The sequence below is a fragment of the Pseudomonas sp. Irchel s3h17 genome, assembly GCF_900187505.1.
Taxonomy (GTDB): domain Bacteria; phylum Pseudomonadota; class Gammaproteobacteria; order Pseudomonadales; family Pseudomonadaceae; genus Aquipseudomonas.
Window position 1 is genome coordinate 1 of record NZ_FYDL01000033.1, and the last position, 12,834, is coordinate 12,834.

At 53.9% G+C, this 12,834-nt stretch carries 15 protein-coding genes and 1 pseudogene; 12 read left to right on the plus strand and 4 right to left on the minus strand.

Annotation, left to right across the window (positions count from 1 at the left end; genetic code table 11):
- From CKW25_RS26760 to CKW25_RS25640, 7 genes and pseudogenes are all read left to right on the plus strand, one after another.
- The coding region (locus CKW25_RS26760; RefSeq protein WP_256578035.1) for a DnaT-like ssDNA-binding domain-containing protein at positions 1–249 on the plus strand (249 nt) is incomplete at its 5' end.
- Positions 249–1,064 carry a replication protein P gene (locus CKW25_RS25615; RefSeq protein WP_095083751.1) on the plus strand — a complete coding sequence of 272 codons (816 nt, stop codon included), beginning with the start codon at positions 249–251 and terminating at the stop codon, positions 1,062–1,064. The genes CKW25_RS26760 and CKW25_RS25615, both read left to right, overlap by 1 nt.
- Positions 1,064–1,564 (plus strand): hypothetical protein, encoded by a 501-nt coding sequence (locus CKW25_RS25620; RefSeq protein ID WP_095083753.1) that lies wholly within the window; start codon positions 1,064–1,066, stop codon positions 1,562–1,564. The genes CKW25_RS25615 and CKW25_RS25620 overlap by 1 nt, the downstream gene beginning before the upstream one ends.
- 29 nt (positions 1,565–1,593) lie before the next feature.
- The gene (locus CKW25_RS25625) at positions 1,594–1,803 is read left to right on the plus strand and encodes a hypothetical protein (protein WP_095083769.1); all 210 of its coding nucleotides are present in this window, start codon (positions 1,594–1,596) and stop codon (positions 1,801–1,803) included.
- On the plus strand, positions 1,800–3,131 hold the full coding sequence (locus CKW25_RS25630; RefSeq protein ID WP_095083755.1) for a site-specific integrase: 1,332 nt from the start codon (positions 1,800–1,802) through the stop codon (positions 3,129–3,131). Before CKW25_RS25625 ends, CKW25_RS25630 begins: the two co-directional genes overlap by 4 nt.
- Positions 3,100–3,420, plus strand: coding sequence for a hypothetical protein (locus tag CKW25_RS25635; RefSeq protein ID WP_095083757.1), 321 nt, complete (start codon positions 3,100–3,102; stop codon positions 3,418–3,420). The genes CKW25_RS25630 and CKW25_RS25635 overlap by 32 nt, the downstream gene beginning before the upstream one ends.
- Positions 3,421–3,432: 12 nt before the next feature.
- A pseudogene (locus tag CKW25_RS25640) lies at positions 3,433–3,807 on the plus strand (antiterminator Q family protein); the annotation flags it as partial.
- 274 nt (positions 3,808–4,081) lie between these two features.
- Here the strand turns inward: CKW25_RS25640 and CKW25_RS25645 are convergent.
- The 4 genes from CKW25_RS25645 to CKW25_RS25655 form a co-directional block, all read right to left on the minus strand.
- A complete protein-coding gene (locus CKW25_RS25645; protein WP_218192561.1) occupies positions 4,082–4,519 on the minus strand; it encodes a GNAT family N-acetyltransferase in 438 nt (145 codons plus the stop codon).
- A 344-nt stretch (positions 4,520–4,863) separates the two neighbouring features.
- Complete coding sequence (locus tag CKW25_RS26570) at positions 4,864–5,601, minus strand: hypothetical protein (protein WP_143497497.1); 738 nt, start codon at positions 5,599–5,601, stop codon at positions 4,864–4,866.
- A 555-nt stretch (positions 5,602–6,156) separates the two neighbouring features.
- Positions 6,157–7,518: a TIR domain-containing protein gene (locus CKW25_RS25650; RefSeq protein WP_371855208.1), complete on the minus strand. Its 1,362-nt coding sequence runs from the start codon at positions 7,516–7,518 to the stop codon at positions 6,157–6,159.
- Positions 7,519–7,824: 306 nt separating this feature from the next.
- Complete coding sequence (locus CKW25_RS25655; RefSeq protein ID WP_095083759.1) at positions 7,825–8,727, minus strand: LysR family transcriptional regulator; 903 nt, start codon at positions 8,725–8,727, stop codon at positions 7,825–7,827.
- Between the two features lie 143 nt (positions 8,728–8,870).
- Here CKW25_RS25655 and CKW25_RS25660 point away from each other — a divergent pair, with 143 nt between their 5' ends.
- From CKW25_RS25660 to CKW25_RS26795, 5 genes are all read left to right on the plus strand, one after another.
- Positions 8,871–10,430 carry an MFS transporter gene (locus tag CKW25_RS25660; RefSeq protein WP_095083761.1) on the plus strand — a complete coding sequence of 520 codons (1,560 nt, stop codon included), beginning with the start codon at positions 8,871–8,873 and terminating at the stop codon, positions 10,428–10,430.
- A gap of 175 nt (positions 10,431–10,605) precedes the next feature.
- Positions 10,606–11,175, plus strand: coding sequence for a DJ-1/PfpI family protein (locus CKW25_RS25665; RefSeq protein ID WP_095083763.1), 570 nt, complete (start codon positions 10,606–10,608; stop codon positions 11,173–11,175).
- A gap of 540 nt (positions 11,176–11,715) precedes the next feature.
- On the plus strand, positions 11,716–12,042 hold the full coding sequence (locus tag CKW25_RS25670) for a phage holin, lambda family (protein ID WP_371855209.1): 327 nt from the start codon (positions 11,716–11,718) through the stop codon (positions 12,040–12,042).
- Between the two features lie 128 nt (positions 12,043–12,170).
- On the plus strand, positions 12,171–12,626 hold the full coding sequence (locus CKW25_RS25675; RefSeq protein ID WP_095083767.1) for a DUF1737 domain-containing protein: 456 nt from the start codon (positions 12,171–12,173) through the stop codon (positions 12,624–12,626).
- Positions 12,623–12,799, plus strand: a complete 177-nt coding sequence (locus CKW25_RS26795; protein ID WP_173919081.1) for a hypothetical protein — start codon at positions 12,623–12,625, stop codon at positions 12,797–12,799. The genes CKW25_RS25675 and CKW25_RS26795 overlap by 4 nt, the downstream gene beginning before the upstream one ends.
- Positions 12,800–12,834 lie beyond the last annotated feature (35 nt).

Below are 12,834 nucleotides of genomic sequence, written 5' to 3' on the forward strand. Positions count from 1 at the left end.
CCGAGTGAGAAGGCACTGGCTGATCAGCTCACGATTGCCGGCCTGCCTGGTGACTCGGTCACCAGTGACTTGCTCGCTGGCTTCAAGGGCTTCTTCGTCGCCAAGCCAACGACCGTCGACAGCGCGCTTGGTTGGTGTTTTCGACTGATTCGTTGGGTCAAGCGTGAGCAGGTCAAAGTGGCTTCCAGTCAATCGCTATCCCCTGATTTTGATGACTCCAGCTGGGCTGATGATCTGGGGGATTTGTGATGGAGGTGAAAGCGCCACGTAGCGCCAATCAACTGCTGAGCAAGATGGGGAACCTGCCGCCCGTTGCGCTGGTTCAACCGAAGCAATTGCCGCCTGGTACCACCGACGTTGTGAACGCGCTGTTCAAGGAGTTGCAGGCGATCTTCCCCGCGTGGAAACAGGCTTGGCCCGATGATGAAGCCCTACGGGCTGCGAAACGCAGCTGGATCAAGGCTTTCATCGTCGCCGGAATCAATACCCTCGAGCAGATTCGGTACGGCTTGCGGAACTGCCGACAGCACGGCGGTGATTTCGCCCCGAGCGTTGGCAAGTTTGTGAAGTGGTGTCAGCCAACGCCTGAGATGCTGGGTATTCCTTCGCACGATAAGGCCTTCCGTGAGGCGTTGGTCAACTTGGCCCCGAGCCGAGCGCTGTCCCGCGTGTGGTCGCACCCGGCCGTACGTCATGCCGCGCTGCAATGCGAGATGCACAACCTAAACAGCCTGGTGTCGGAGAAGGCCAGCAAGGTCTTCGACCGCGCTTACGACATCACCATTCGGATGCTGGTCAGCGGGCAACCGCTCGAAGACATCGCGGTGGGCATCGGCCACGACTCGCAGAAGCTCGAGACACAGCGGGCGGAAGAATACGGCGAGGCGCGGTTGTTGAAGACGATGTCGCAGCAGTCGATCCCACTTGAAGGCAAGGTCGCCCGCGCCCAGTTGCTGGCTCGCTTTGGCAATTGCGCCGAAAAACGCGAGCAGCAAGAAGCCTCGCTCCCACGTAGGCGCTCGAAACCCCTCCCTAATCCATTCAATCCAACAGGTGGCTTCTGATGAATGCAGCCAAGCAACAAAACATGCTCGCCGGGCAATCGTCGCTCGCCCGCAAGGTGTTCGACGTCGTGCCAATCCAGGAGCGCTGGAGTGCCCACGATATTTTCAATTCGCTGATGGCTGCTGAAGCCACTGGTGCCCAGTTCCCGGCCATACGTCGCGGCCTTGGCGAGCTGAAGGATGCCGGTCTCATTCGCGAACCAGTCAACGGTCACTTCCAGCGCGTTCCCACCACCATCAAACCCCAGAGAGAGCAGGGCATGTCGAAAGAAACCAAGCCGGCCGTTGTTGCCATCAAGAAAACCGAGGTTAGTGCCCTGGATACGTTGGCGGTGCTGTCTGGCGAGGTAATCAGCTTTGCCGAGGAAGTCGGCCAGCGGATGAAAAAGCTGGCGGCGCGCATCGAGGAAGTGGCGCTTTCCGTCGAGGCAGAGCGCGAGGTCAATGCTGAAGCGCTCGACAAATTCAAGCTGCTGCAATCTCTGCTGAAGGGGGGCTAATGGGCGAGCGCATGGGGATCAGCTTGGAGATGCCTGATCGCCGCTTGGCTGTACCGAACCCGGCGAACTATCGGTTTGCCGTGTTCTGCTGCTCGTTCAAGATGGACCTGGGCAGCACCCCCGATCATGCATTGGCATTGTTCGCTAACCAAGCGATGGCCATGCGTTATGGCGCCTGGATGTGGCCGACTACGTTCCAGGTCGTTGACCTCGACGATCCCGTCGGTGCCCGCAAATGACTGTTCTGGTGAAAACCCTGACGGTGAAACTTTCGGATGCCGAGATCGAACGCAACGCCAAGAAGCTGCACGTGCGAGACCTGCGCGACGCCAGTCACCCGGCGTTGCACTTTCGCTTTGCGAAGAATCGCTCCCGCGGCTCCTGGTACTTGCTCAGCAAGCGCACCTGGCACCGCATCGGTGGCTTTCCCGATCTGAGCACCAAGCAGGTCGTTACGGCACTGCCGGCGGTGCGACTGCGGGTGGCCGCCAATGAAGGTTCGACGCTGTCCAAATGGATGACGACCAGCGAGCTGTTGGAGTGGTACGCCGAACGCATGGCCCGTGATCGCAGCCTTTCCAACAAGCGCAAGAACACCTCTGCCTCGGCGATCAAGCGTCACTTGATGCCGCGTCTGGGTGATCTACCGCTCAGCGATATCAACAAGGCCACGCTCGACAGCCAGCTGATGTGGCCGTTGCAGGAAAGCTACTCCACTGGCTTTGTGCAGCTGGTGTTCAAGCTTCTGGTCCAGGCGATGCGCCAAGCGTTCAAGCTCGGCCTGATAACGGCCAACCCGATGACGGGGATCAAGTTCAGCGACTTCTCCAAGGCCAAGGTGGGTGCCAAGCCATCCCGGTTGCGCGGTGTTCAGTTGCCGCGGCTGCTGGAGCAATTGTCCCACGTCATGTTGACTGCCCCGGCCGACGCCATGTTGGCGCTGATGATGCTCTGTCACGGCACGCGCATCGGCGAAACCCGGCAGACACGCTGGTCACACATCAGCTTGGCTGAGCGCGAGTGGTTCATCCCGGCCGAGCACACCAAGACTGGCGTCGAGCATCACCTGCCGCTGACGAACCAGGTGCGCGAGATTCTGATCCGCTACCGCGAGATTCAGCAGGCCAAAGGGTACGACGGTCAGTTCCTGTTCCCGGCGCGCAATGGCAAGGCCCTCAGTGAAGGGCAGGCCAGCGCTGTATTCACTCGGTTGGGGCAGCGCGAGTGGACCAGTCACGACCTGCGCAAGTTGGCCCGCACTGGCTGGGCAGATATCGGCATTGACCACCTGATCGGCGAGCTGCTGATCAACCACGCCATGGGTCACAACGTGAAAGTGTACATCCAGTCGGAGGTGATGAGTCGCAAGCTCGACGCCCTGGAGCAGTGGCACGTCCATCTAGACCAGAAGGGTTTTGCCCTGATTCACGGGTTGACCGGTGTTAGATCCGGAGATTCCGGTAATCCTCTGGAGGTCTTACAGAACAAGGCCTGCGATGCCCTTCAAGAAACAACCATAGGAGAGGATTCAAAACATGAAAAAAGCCCAGGTCCTTGGCTTTCGTAAGGCGCAGATCGAGCTGGAGCACTGCTTGACCTGCAAGGGCAAAGCCGTGGTGCAAGGGGTGTTTCATGAATTGGTTTGCACCGATTGCAATGGCTCAGGTTGGGTCATGGCGGGCAGCCGGTTGGTACTTTCTACAGACGAATTAGTGACACAGCTCAGCCTCAGATTGCAGCAGGCTCAGCGCGAAATTGAAGTACTGAAGCGGGGCTCGTCGATATCTGACCCGACCGCGTACTACCAACAGAACAACCGTCGCGGTGCCGGCGGATCAAATTACACCGGGGACTAAGGGGTACAACACATGATGATTCGCAAACCAGCGCTGCACCCGTTAGGTGATACGGAATACCTGCTAGAGCAGTGGGGGTGGTGGCGTATGGATGGAAGGGGAATTCCCAGCTATGCCTCGCCCATGTTGGCACTGATGCGTGATGCAATGCCTACGCCGGCCAAGTCGTACTGCATCACTGACGAGCTTGCCTGTGTCGTGGATGCCGCGTTGGCTCGGCTGTGTAAACGAGATCAGCAGATGGGGGATATTGTCTGGCTGTACTTTGGGGCGAAATGGCCGGCAGTTCGGGTCGGTCGGTATCACCAGGTAAGTGAGGGGAAAGCTCGGGAGCTGATGAAGGCCGGAGTGGCTTGGATTGATTGCGTTCTCGAAAGTATCAAGGATGGGGGCTGGACAGGATATTCGGAAAGCCATTCCGATAGCCCGCTCCTGGGGATTACCGAAATCACAGCTGGTAATTGCACCGACTTAACCACCCAATTGCATACCACCTGACCAGGCATTGCGTTTGTATTGACTATCTTTTGCATGGGTTTGAGCGGCCACGTCGTAGTGACGACCGGCCGCGTTCGACCCAATGCGGACGCTGACCAGCATTTGGTTAAGGGGCGGGCTTTAGCCCGTCCCAGTGAGCGAAGCGAACGGTTTGAACCAGTTGTTATGCATGTTTTACTAGCCGTTTCTTTAAATGATACAGGTTAGTCCCGATTGGTCGATCCTCAAGAACACCATAAATCTCATACCCATGCTGCTCATAGAACTGTTTAGCATCAACGGTTTTTAAGAATGCAACTACTGCCCCATTGTTGGCGCCAATCGTTTCTGCTTTTTCCAATAGCATAGAACCGACTTTTCTACCGCGATGAGATTCCTTAACCCAAAAGGTATCAATTTCTAAGCCATCCCAGTAATAATTGCAGCTTATTGCACCGATGTAGTCGCCTACTTCATCGTGTGCAACCACCATAAATATTTTGTCTTCCGATTCTGGCGGTAGATTTGGATATTGAATTCGAAGATATTCTGAAAACCTATTATTCAGAACTCCCTGATCCTTTTCTGTTGGAGAATCCAATATATCAATCTTGATTTCCACTTCATTGCTCCGATCATTCAACTTTGAGGTGCCGTACGGCTTTTGGCATAACAATTAATTTTTCGACATGCGATGTCGCATAACATTCCATGTCCATGCGTAATCCCTTGAACAATCAAAAAATCGAGTCTGTAAACGCGACATCAAGAAGGGGGGAAGCGGCATATTTTTTTGCACATTACTGAAGTATTAGCTGCGTGTCCATGGTCTGCTTTTGGCCGGTAGCTGTCTGTCCGGCAGGTTGCGGTCGCCCTCCAAAACGGATGCTAACGCCTCAATTAATCGGCAGAAAAACTGACCTAGGTACGATCGACACTAGTTTTCTCCCTGAATGAATATGATTTTCAGGGCTTGCATATTTTTTCTGTCTCCCACGTTGCTTGAAAGGATATAGTGCCTTCTCCCCCTACGATAAAACCAACTGATGCAGCGAGGCTCGCGGTAACTGCGATTTCCTTAGGTGCTATTTTTGATTTGCAAGCGAGCAGAACGGCTTGCTGAAGCATAGTTTCTCCCAGGGATTTAATTAGATCTTCTTTAGGTATGGGGATGTAATTGTCTGATGTCTGTATTGTTTTTGAAGGGGTGCTAAGTTTCGAGGTTGACCAATCGGTGGGTATAAGGTATGCAAGCGCAGATACCCCGCGACCTTCACTAGCTGGCAACCAAGCTCCCCCTATTTCGCCTTTTTGATTTGTAAGTTTGTATACTTGATTGAATGAATCTGGCAGGGAGTCGTAGGGCACTGATTTAGCGGTGTAGCCTTTGTTAATTGCCATGCTGATTGGCTCAATTTTATCGGATGACGCTGGTGATACATAATATCCAGTCAATTCATTCTTTGCGCCGAAAATCTCAAAAGCTTTGGGCGAGTCTGCACCTTTACTTACCAGCTGGTTAAGTACTGGTTTGCTTATCGCTTTAGTGGCGCTGTTGCTTAGTGTTCCAGGTGCCACCTTTAAGTAGTAAATGATGCTACCGTCGGCATCTATAACTGCATGTATATCACCTTTGATGGTTTCTTGTGACCATAAGAATGGCGGATATAGAAAGAGCAAAAATAAGAGTGTTGGCTTGCGCATGCTTTTATCCTTGTAGTCTTTGTGCCTTAGCTCGCTACCTTGCAAAGGTGGCGTACTCAGTTTTCACATCCGAATGAAGAGAATAGCAGCCCCATCAGATTCGGCTTCCAAGTCTACGTACCTATGATATGGCTGCTTTTAACACCCAATTCGTTTCTGTAAGCCATAGTTCTGTCATTGACTCCAAACCGGGACTGAAACCGACTAAATTACGAACCTTTCGAAATGAAATTTGGCTTTAGGGGGCGCAGGGAAACTATCGATGTAAATCAGCTTTTGGCCGATTTATGCCCGTGCTAATTGGCAGCTATGGGTCCGGTTGCAGCCCTTCGCGACAGGCAGCAACCGGCCCAGAGTGTGTAAAAACGCATGCGCCGCTTTGAAGTCTGCGTTGCTACGTAAAATCTGCTGGTGCTTGTGTAATAAGCAGACCAGAAATTTGCGTAGGAGCGCGATTTTTGTTCCAGCCCCGACTGTCAAACGTGTTCTAAAACGTTTTTACACAGCCTCGGCCAATAGCTGCCGCTCGTAAAAGACAGACGAGAGCCCCACTTTCTATCTGAGGGATCGAATAATCGTTGGAATTTGATCGTAGCTATCAACCCAGATCACGTTTATACCCAACGCATTCGCGTCCTGTTCCTCCAATAGGCGTGCGAGATCGTCAAGCACATCATCAGCGGATCCGAATCGGGGGACCTTTTTGAGAATGTAGTGGCTAACAGACTTGTCCGGATTTTTTCTCCAAGCAACATCCAGCAGTCGGCGCATATTTGGATCGGTGAGGCTAATACCGACGAACAGGCACGTATTCTGAGTGAGTTTATTTAATTGAATCAGATTCGACCAACTGAATGGATCGATAAACTGACCGTGGTAGGCATCTTCGCTAAAAACGATATCATTATCGCTGGGGATCTTTCCGGTTCTGGGAAGGTATCCATGGACGTGATAAACGGGTAGCTCGTTGGGATCATGTTTGATTGCTTCAGTATAGATCGCACGGTTTTGTACATTCGCGGCGGAAAGACTTTCCTCGATTAGCGCGTCAAAATTAAATGTAATGATGGAATCGAGTGGCTTACCGTCACGCTGTGGTCGAGAAACATCAACGATGGCGTCGATGAGATCACACGTGGTTGGATTTTCCCGATAGAGAGCATCCCGAACCTGTTTGCCAAAGTCGTTACCTAGGTTGTTTTTCAGGTACTTTCCAAGGATCAGAGATGAAGCACCATGGCGCTTGTTGAATTCCTCAGCTGCATTGGAGCCCAAATTCAGCGAATGATCTTTTGAAAGGCGTTCGATCATAGATTTGAGGAGACTCAAAAGAAGCTCACTCCAGACCGGTATTCCCGCTTTGACCGAAGTGCCTGCACCACAAACAAGTGTCAAGCGGCCAGATTTCAAAGCTGCTCCTAAGTTAGCGATCTGCGAAGTGTGAGTATCATTACGCTTCTCAGGCGACCGACGTGGGCGCGCAATGTCTTTGCGCTTAACGACCTCTAAAGATTGTACAAGCGAGCTTAGGCCAGCCTCTAGATCTTTCGTTAGATCAATGTAGAGATATTTTGATAGGTAGCTCGGAACGGAACTAGAGTCGATAAGGACTGGAATGACTCTTGATGCACGTTTTGATATTTCGCTTAGAGCAAGTGATGAAAATTCCTGCTGAACCCACTTGGAGCTAAGAGAATTGGCACTGACGACTACCAATACCGCGTCAGAAGTTTCAATCCCTTCCTCAATCTTTCGAGAGATGTTATCGCCTGGCCTAAGCTTGAGGTGATCGATCCAGATCTCATGTCCTGCGAGCTTCAGCCTATCGACAATGGCGTCGACCATAGGCTTGTCTTGGTGGCTATAGCTTACAAATATTCGCATGTACGGACCGGCTTGCATGAGTGGGGGACACATTTAGGGTTGCGTCGAATAACGTTCTTTGTCCATGCCCCCTCTGTAAGCCAATACAGCAAGGTGCCATGGATGAAGGATAAGAAGAGGTGAGACATGGGCCGAGGTTACGAGGCCGTCATCGATATGTCTACAGCGAGTCATGGGTATGACCGGTCATCTTTGGTTGACCTCAACTCGAAGGGCTATGGCTCGAATGCACCGCGTCAAAGGTTTGCTCTTGGCCGGTTTTTGCCTGTCGCGAAGGGCAGCGTGCGACCCACAACGGACGGTCAGCGATTACCGGCTTCATGAGCGAGTTACAGCTGGTCAGTCGACGGAAGGGATGGCAAACAGATGCTCGGCAGCAAAGTCCACGAATACGCGGATCTTCGGTGAAAGATGGCGACTGGACGGCCACAACGCCCAGAACTGCCCTTGATCTTCGCTGTGACCGTCGAGCACCGTTTCCAGGTGCCCCAGGGCGATAGCTTCGCGGGCCAGGAAGTCCGGGACAAATGCGATACCGTGCCCATCCACCACGGCCATCAGCATGGCTTCCATGTTGTTCAATGTCAGGGCGGTTGGCAGGCGTAACTGCGTGAACTGGGGGGCCGAAGACATACTCCAGTCCATTATTTTACCCGTCGTGACAAATCGGTAACGCAAGCACTCGTGATGCTCGAGATCACTGATAGTGACGGGCCGTCCCTTACGCTGCAAATAGTCAGGCGATGCGCACAGGACAAATTTAAAAGGCCCCAGCTTGCGTGCCATCATCTTGGAGTCGGCCTGCCCACCGCTGCGAATCACCACATCAAAGCCTTCATCGATCACATCCACCAATTGATCGTTGAAGTCCAGTTCCAGCTCAATCTCCGGGTAGGCTTTGCGAAACCGCGCCATATGGGGCAAGAGAAAGCGATAACCGATGGTGGGCAAGCTGACGCGTAACTTTCCACGGGGTTCCTGTGCTGCATGGGAAAGCATCGCCCGGGCATCTTGAAGATCGTCGAGGATCTTACGGCAGCGTTCATAGAACAACTGTCCCTCCGCAGTCAGGCTGACTTTGCGGGTGCTGCGGTGCAATAACCGCACATTCAGCGAAGCCTCAAGTTTGGCGACGTTTTTGCCCACGGCCGAGGCAGAAATCCCCAACGCCCTGGCGGCGCTGATGAAACTGAGCGCCTCGGCTGTTTTTACGAATGAGATCACCCCACTAAGACTGTCCACAACTCGATTGCATCCTTTTGGTTCACTATAAGTGGAATAAAGGCCCGTTTATCTTCGATTGTATCCTAACTAGAGTGTGCGAACGATCGCGCGCCTCGGCCTGGATAGCACGGATACTTCATAGACATGCAGGGAATGACTTAATGAACTCAGCTACCGAACCGCTGCCGGCCCATGGCCGGCACTCCATCTTGGCTGCAATTTGCCTAGCAGCCTTGGTATTGCCCATGAGTTTTACCGGCGGGGCAGTGGCCACGCCGTTCATTGGTCAAACCTTTGATGCCCATCCCACGGAACTGGCCTGGATCACTAACGCCTTCATGCTCAGCTTCGGCAGCCTGCTGATGGCAGCCGGTACCCTCGCGGACCTCTACGGACGCAAGCGTCTGTTCATGTGCGGTATGGCGTTGTTCGCGTTGGTGTCGATCCTGTTGGCAGCGGTTCCCGATATTTTCTGGCTGGACCTATTGCGCGGCGTTCAGGGCATTGCCGCGGCGGCAGCCCTGGCCAGCGGATCGGCGGCATTGGCACAGGAGTTTGATGGGCATGCCAGGACGCGTGCTTTCAGCCTTCTGGGCACCACTTTCGGGGTTGGCCTGGCCTTCGGTCCGTTGTTATCGGGGTTGCTGATCGAGTACATGGGCTGGCGCGCAATTTTTCTTTGCACCGCCCTGATCGCCATCCTTTCTTTGATATTTGCCCTGCCGAAAATGCGCGAAAGCCGCAACCCGCAAGCACAACGTCTGGATACGCCCGGCGTGCTGACGTTTTCCGGCCTGTTGATCACGTTCACCACGGCGGTGATCCTGGCTCCTGAGCAAGGCTGGGGCTCACCGGTCATCCATGCGCTGCTTGGAGCGTCGGCGGTCTTCTTTCTGCTGTTTATCATTGTTGAGAATCGGGCGAAACATCCGATGCTGGAACTGGGGCTGTTTCTGTTTCCGCGCTTTGTCGGTGTACAGATCCTGCCAATCGGCACTTGCTATTGCTACATTGTCTTGATCGTATTGCTGCCGTTGCGGTTTATCGGCGTGGAAGGTGCCAGCGCTTTTGAAGCTGGGATGATGATGTTGGCACTCTCTGCCCCGATGCTGATTGTCCCGATCATTGCCGCGTCGCTGACTCGCTGGTTGTCGGCGGGCGTACTCTGCGCAATCGGCTTCTTGATCGCAGCGGCGGGGCTTTATTGGCTGAGTGCGATTCCGGTCGGTGCGCACGTTCAGATCATTGTGGCCATGCTGGTGAGCGGTATCGGTACAGGCCTGCCCTGGGGGTTGATGGATGGTTTGTCGATCAGCGTGATCCCCAAGGAACGGGCGGGGATGGCCGCTGGTATTTTCAACACGACGCGGGTGGCCAGCGAAGGTGTCGCCCTGGCAATCACTGTTGCGGTGCTGACGGCCCTGGTCGCACACCATCTGAGCATCAGTGACTCGGTCAAACTGTCCGCTGTTGATTATTCAACTATCGCGCAACGCCTGGTGATGGGTGATATCCAGCACGCGAGCACCGACGCCAGCCAAATCCCGTTGACGATGCTGCGCTCGGCGTATACCGGAGGGTTCAATACCTTGTTGCAACTGCTGGCGATGTTCACGCTGTTCACTGCCTTCGTGGTCTTTCTATTCCTGGGACGTCAAAGCGAGATTTGCGTCGGCGCCGAATCCACACCCGATGTCGCCCGTCTCTCATCGGGTACCTGAAAGGCGCTTTGGAGCCATGCCTGATGTCGCCCAACACACACACTTCACGTCGCTGATTCTAGCGGGCATTGGCCGATTGCTGCCTGTCGCGAAGGACTGCAACCGACCCAAAGCTGCATTTGAGGTATGTTTGTTGTCGCCATATGTTATTGGCATTCATGGAGGATTCTGACTGATGGCACGCGTGGGATTGATACTGACACCCGGTTTTGCGGACTGGGAGTATGCTTTTATTGCTGGAACTGCGTCCCCGTTTTACGGGATCGACGTCAGGTTTTTCGCTTCTGCTACGGGGCAGTTCCGCTCGCAGGGTGGATTGGCTGTCACTGTCGATAGCAGTTTGCAACAATGTCTGGACTGGAAAGCGGACGTTGTTGTCGTCATTGGAGGAATGGTCTGGGAACGTGCAGAAGCACCGGATATTCGAGACTTTCTTCATGCTAGTCGTTCAAGTGGAGCGACAATTGCCGGTATCTGTGGGGGAACGCTGGCACTTGCGAGGGCCGGGCTTCTCGACACGGTTCCTCATACCTCGAACAGCGCTGACTTCTTACAACAAAATGCCGTAGGTTATGAAGGGCACACGCTTTATCGAAGCAGCCCAGTAGCTGTGGTTGCAGACCGCATCATAACCGCTCCAGGCCCTGCACCCGTTAGCTTCACCTGCGCAGTGTTCGAAGGTGCCGGGCTATCTTCAGAGATCATTTCTCAGTTCAGGTCAATGTTGGCAGCGGAACATCGGTGACTGCTTCGCCATACAAAACAGCCGATCAGGTGATGTGTTCGAGTGGCTGCTTTTGGCCGAGGCTGTGTAAAAACGTTTTAGAACACGTTTGACAGTCGGGGCTGGAACAAAAAACGCGCTCCTACGCAAATTTCTGGTCTGCTTATTACACAAGCACCAGCAGATTTTACGTAGCAACGCAGACTTCAAAGCGGCGCATGCGTTTTTACACACTCTGGGCCGTTATCTGCCGGTACGAACGTCTTTGTGCTCCAGTGAAAATGACTGGTCAATTGGTGTCAGTTTCGCAAACCAAATTAGATCTTCCGAATACCGATAAAAACAGTTGTCCATATGGAATAGCTCTGTTTTTATAGCAACGTGTTCAGCTGTACAGCGCGACACCACAAAAGAGCCCGGCCACTGCGTCGGGCTTTTTATTTGCTGCTCCAAAGCCTCGCCATTGTGCGGGGCTTCTTTGTTTTTGGGATTCCCATCAGCGGAGAACGCCACCCTTTGATACCTCAACTCCCTTGTCGGGAGCGCGCCGAGATGTTGCCCATGCCGGATAAACCAGACACCTGGGCCATTGCTTTCATGTGGCTGAATCAGCATTCGCAAACTATTTGGGCGGCCTTTCTGTCGTTGTGCATGACCGTGCTGCGTGTGTTCTATACCGGCGGCACCTGGAAGGACGCACTGATCGAAGGCCCCATGTGCGTATTGCTCTCGCTGAGCATTATCTGGGGCTTCGAACTGATGGGCTTGTCGCCGTCGCTGGCCCAGCCGGTCGGTATTTGGGTGGGCTTCCTCGGGGTGAAGAAGGTTGCCCATTGGGCTGACCGGATTGCTGAAAGCAAGTTTCCAAAATCGGATTCGGCGCCATGAAACGCTGCCCTTGGCTGCTGCCTTTTGTGCTCCTGCTGGCCTATGCCGTCACGGGCCATATCCATTGTGGTGAATCGCCTGCCTGTCAGCCGCTCACCGTTCAACCACTCAATTTTGAGGTTTAGATAATGGCTTACACCCAATATGACACTGTCGTCGCCAACACTCCCGAGGAGCTGGTGGCCAAACTGGCCGAGTCCATTGCCGATGGCTGGCAGCCTTACGGTAGCCCTGTCTCCATCACTGAAGGCTTTCAGGTGCTTCAAGCTGTGGTGAAGGGGTCGAGCAATGTCGGTGGTGCGCCAGGCGATATCACCTCGGACAGCATCACGGACGCCTCGGATGTCGGTAAGGCGGTGCTGGTGAGTGTCGATGCCGCCGCTGCTCGCGCTGCTACTGGTAGTGGGACTTCGGACTTCTCGGGTAGCTACAACGATCTGACCGAGAAACCAGTGATTCCGGCTGCTCCTGCCGAGGGTGATGCCGCGATGCTGGTAGCTGGCACTGACCTCGTCACCCGTACCTGGACAGCCCAGATGATCCATGACGAGATTGCCCGCCAGATTGCAGCGTTACCAGCATGAGCCACAAACAAGCGATCTCATCGTGGGAAGTGGTGGTCTATGACGACTGCGTCCGTTTCAAACGTGTTGATCACGGGCGGATGAGCGTCCAGGAGTTGAACTGGCTGCTTGATGGTTTTGATCTCTGGCGTAACCGCCCTCATCAAGTTCTGACTCCACGTTTCGTGACCTGACCCGGTATAATCCGGGCATGACTTTCATGCCCGAC

Excerpts from the sequence above, each read along its gene's own strand:
- CKW25_RS25615 (WP_095083751.1), top strand. The coding sequence starts at position 249 with ATGGAGGTGAAAGCGCCACGTAGCGCCAATCAACTGCTGAGCAAGATG.
- CKW25_RS25620 (WP_095083753.1), top strand. The coding sequence starts at position 1,064 with ATGAATGCAGCCAAGCAACAAAACATGCTCGCCGGGCAATCGTCGCTC.
- CKW25_RS25625 (WP_095083769.1), top strand. The coding sequence starts at position 1,594 with ATGCCTGATCGCCGCTTGGCTGTACCGAACCCGGCGAACTATCGGTTT.
- CKW25_RS25630 (WP_095083755.1), top strand. The coding sequence starts at position 1,800 with ATGACTGTTCTGGTGAAAACCCTGACGGTGAAACTTTCGGATGCCGAG.
- CKW25_RS25635 (WP_095083757.1), top strand. The coding sequence starts at position 3,100 with ATGAAAAAAGCCCAGGTCCTTGGCTTTCGTAAGGCGCAGATCGAGCTG.
- CKW25_RS26570 (WP_143497497.1), bottom strand. The coding sequence starts at position 5,601 with ATGCGCAAGCCAACACTCTTATTTTTGCTCTTTCTATATCCGCCATTC.
- CKW25_RS25650 (WP_371855208.1), bottom strand. The coding sequence starts at position 7,518 with ATGTGTCCCCCACTCATGCAAGCCGGTCCGTACATGCGAATATTTGTA.
- CKW25_RS25660 (WP_095083761.1), top strand. The coding sequence starts at position 8,871 with ATGAACTCAGCTACCGAACCGCTGCCGGCCCATGGCCGGCACTCCATC.
- CKW25_RS25665 (WP_095083763.1), top strand. The coding sequence starts at position 10,606 with ATGGCACGCGTGGGATTGATACTGACACCCGGTTTTGCGGACTGGGAG.
- CKW25_RS25670 (WP_371855209.1), top strand. The coding sequence starts at position 11,716 with ATGCCGGATAAACCAGACACCTGGGCCATTGCTTTCATGTGGCTGAAT.
- CKW25_RS25675 (WP_095083767.1), top strand. The coding sequence starts at position 12,171 with ATGGCTTACACCCAATATGACACTGTCGTCGCCAACACTCCCGAGGAG.
- CKW25_RS26795 (WP_173919081.1), top strand. The coding sequence starts at position 12,623 with ATGAGCCACAAACAAGCGATCTCATCGTGGGAAGTGGTGGTCTATGAC.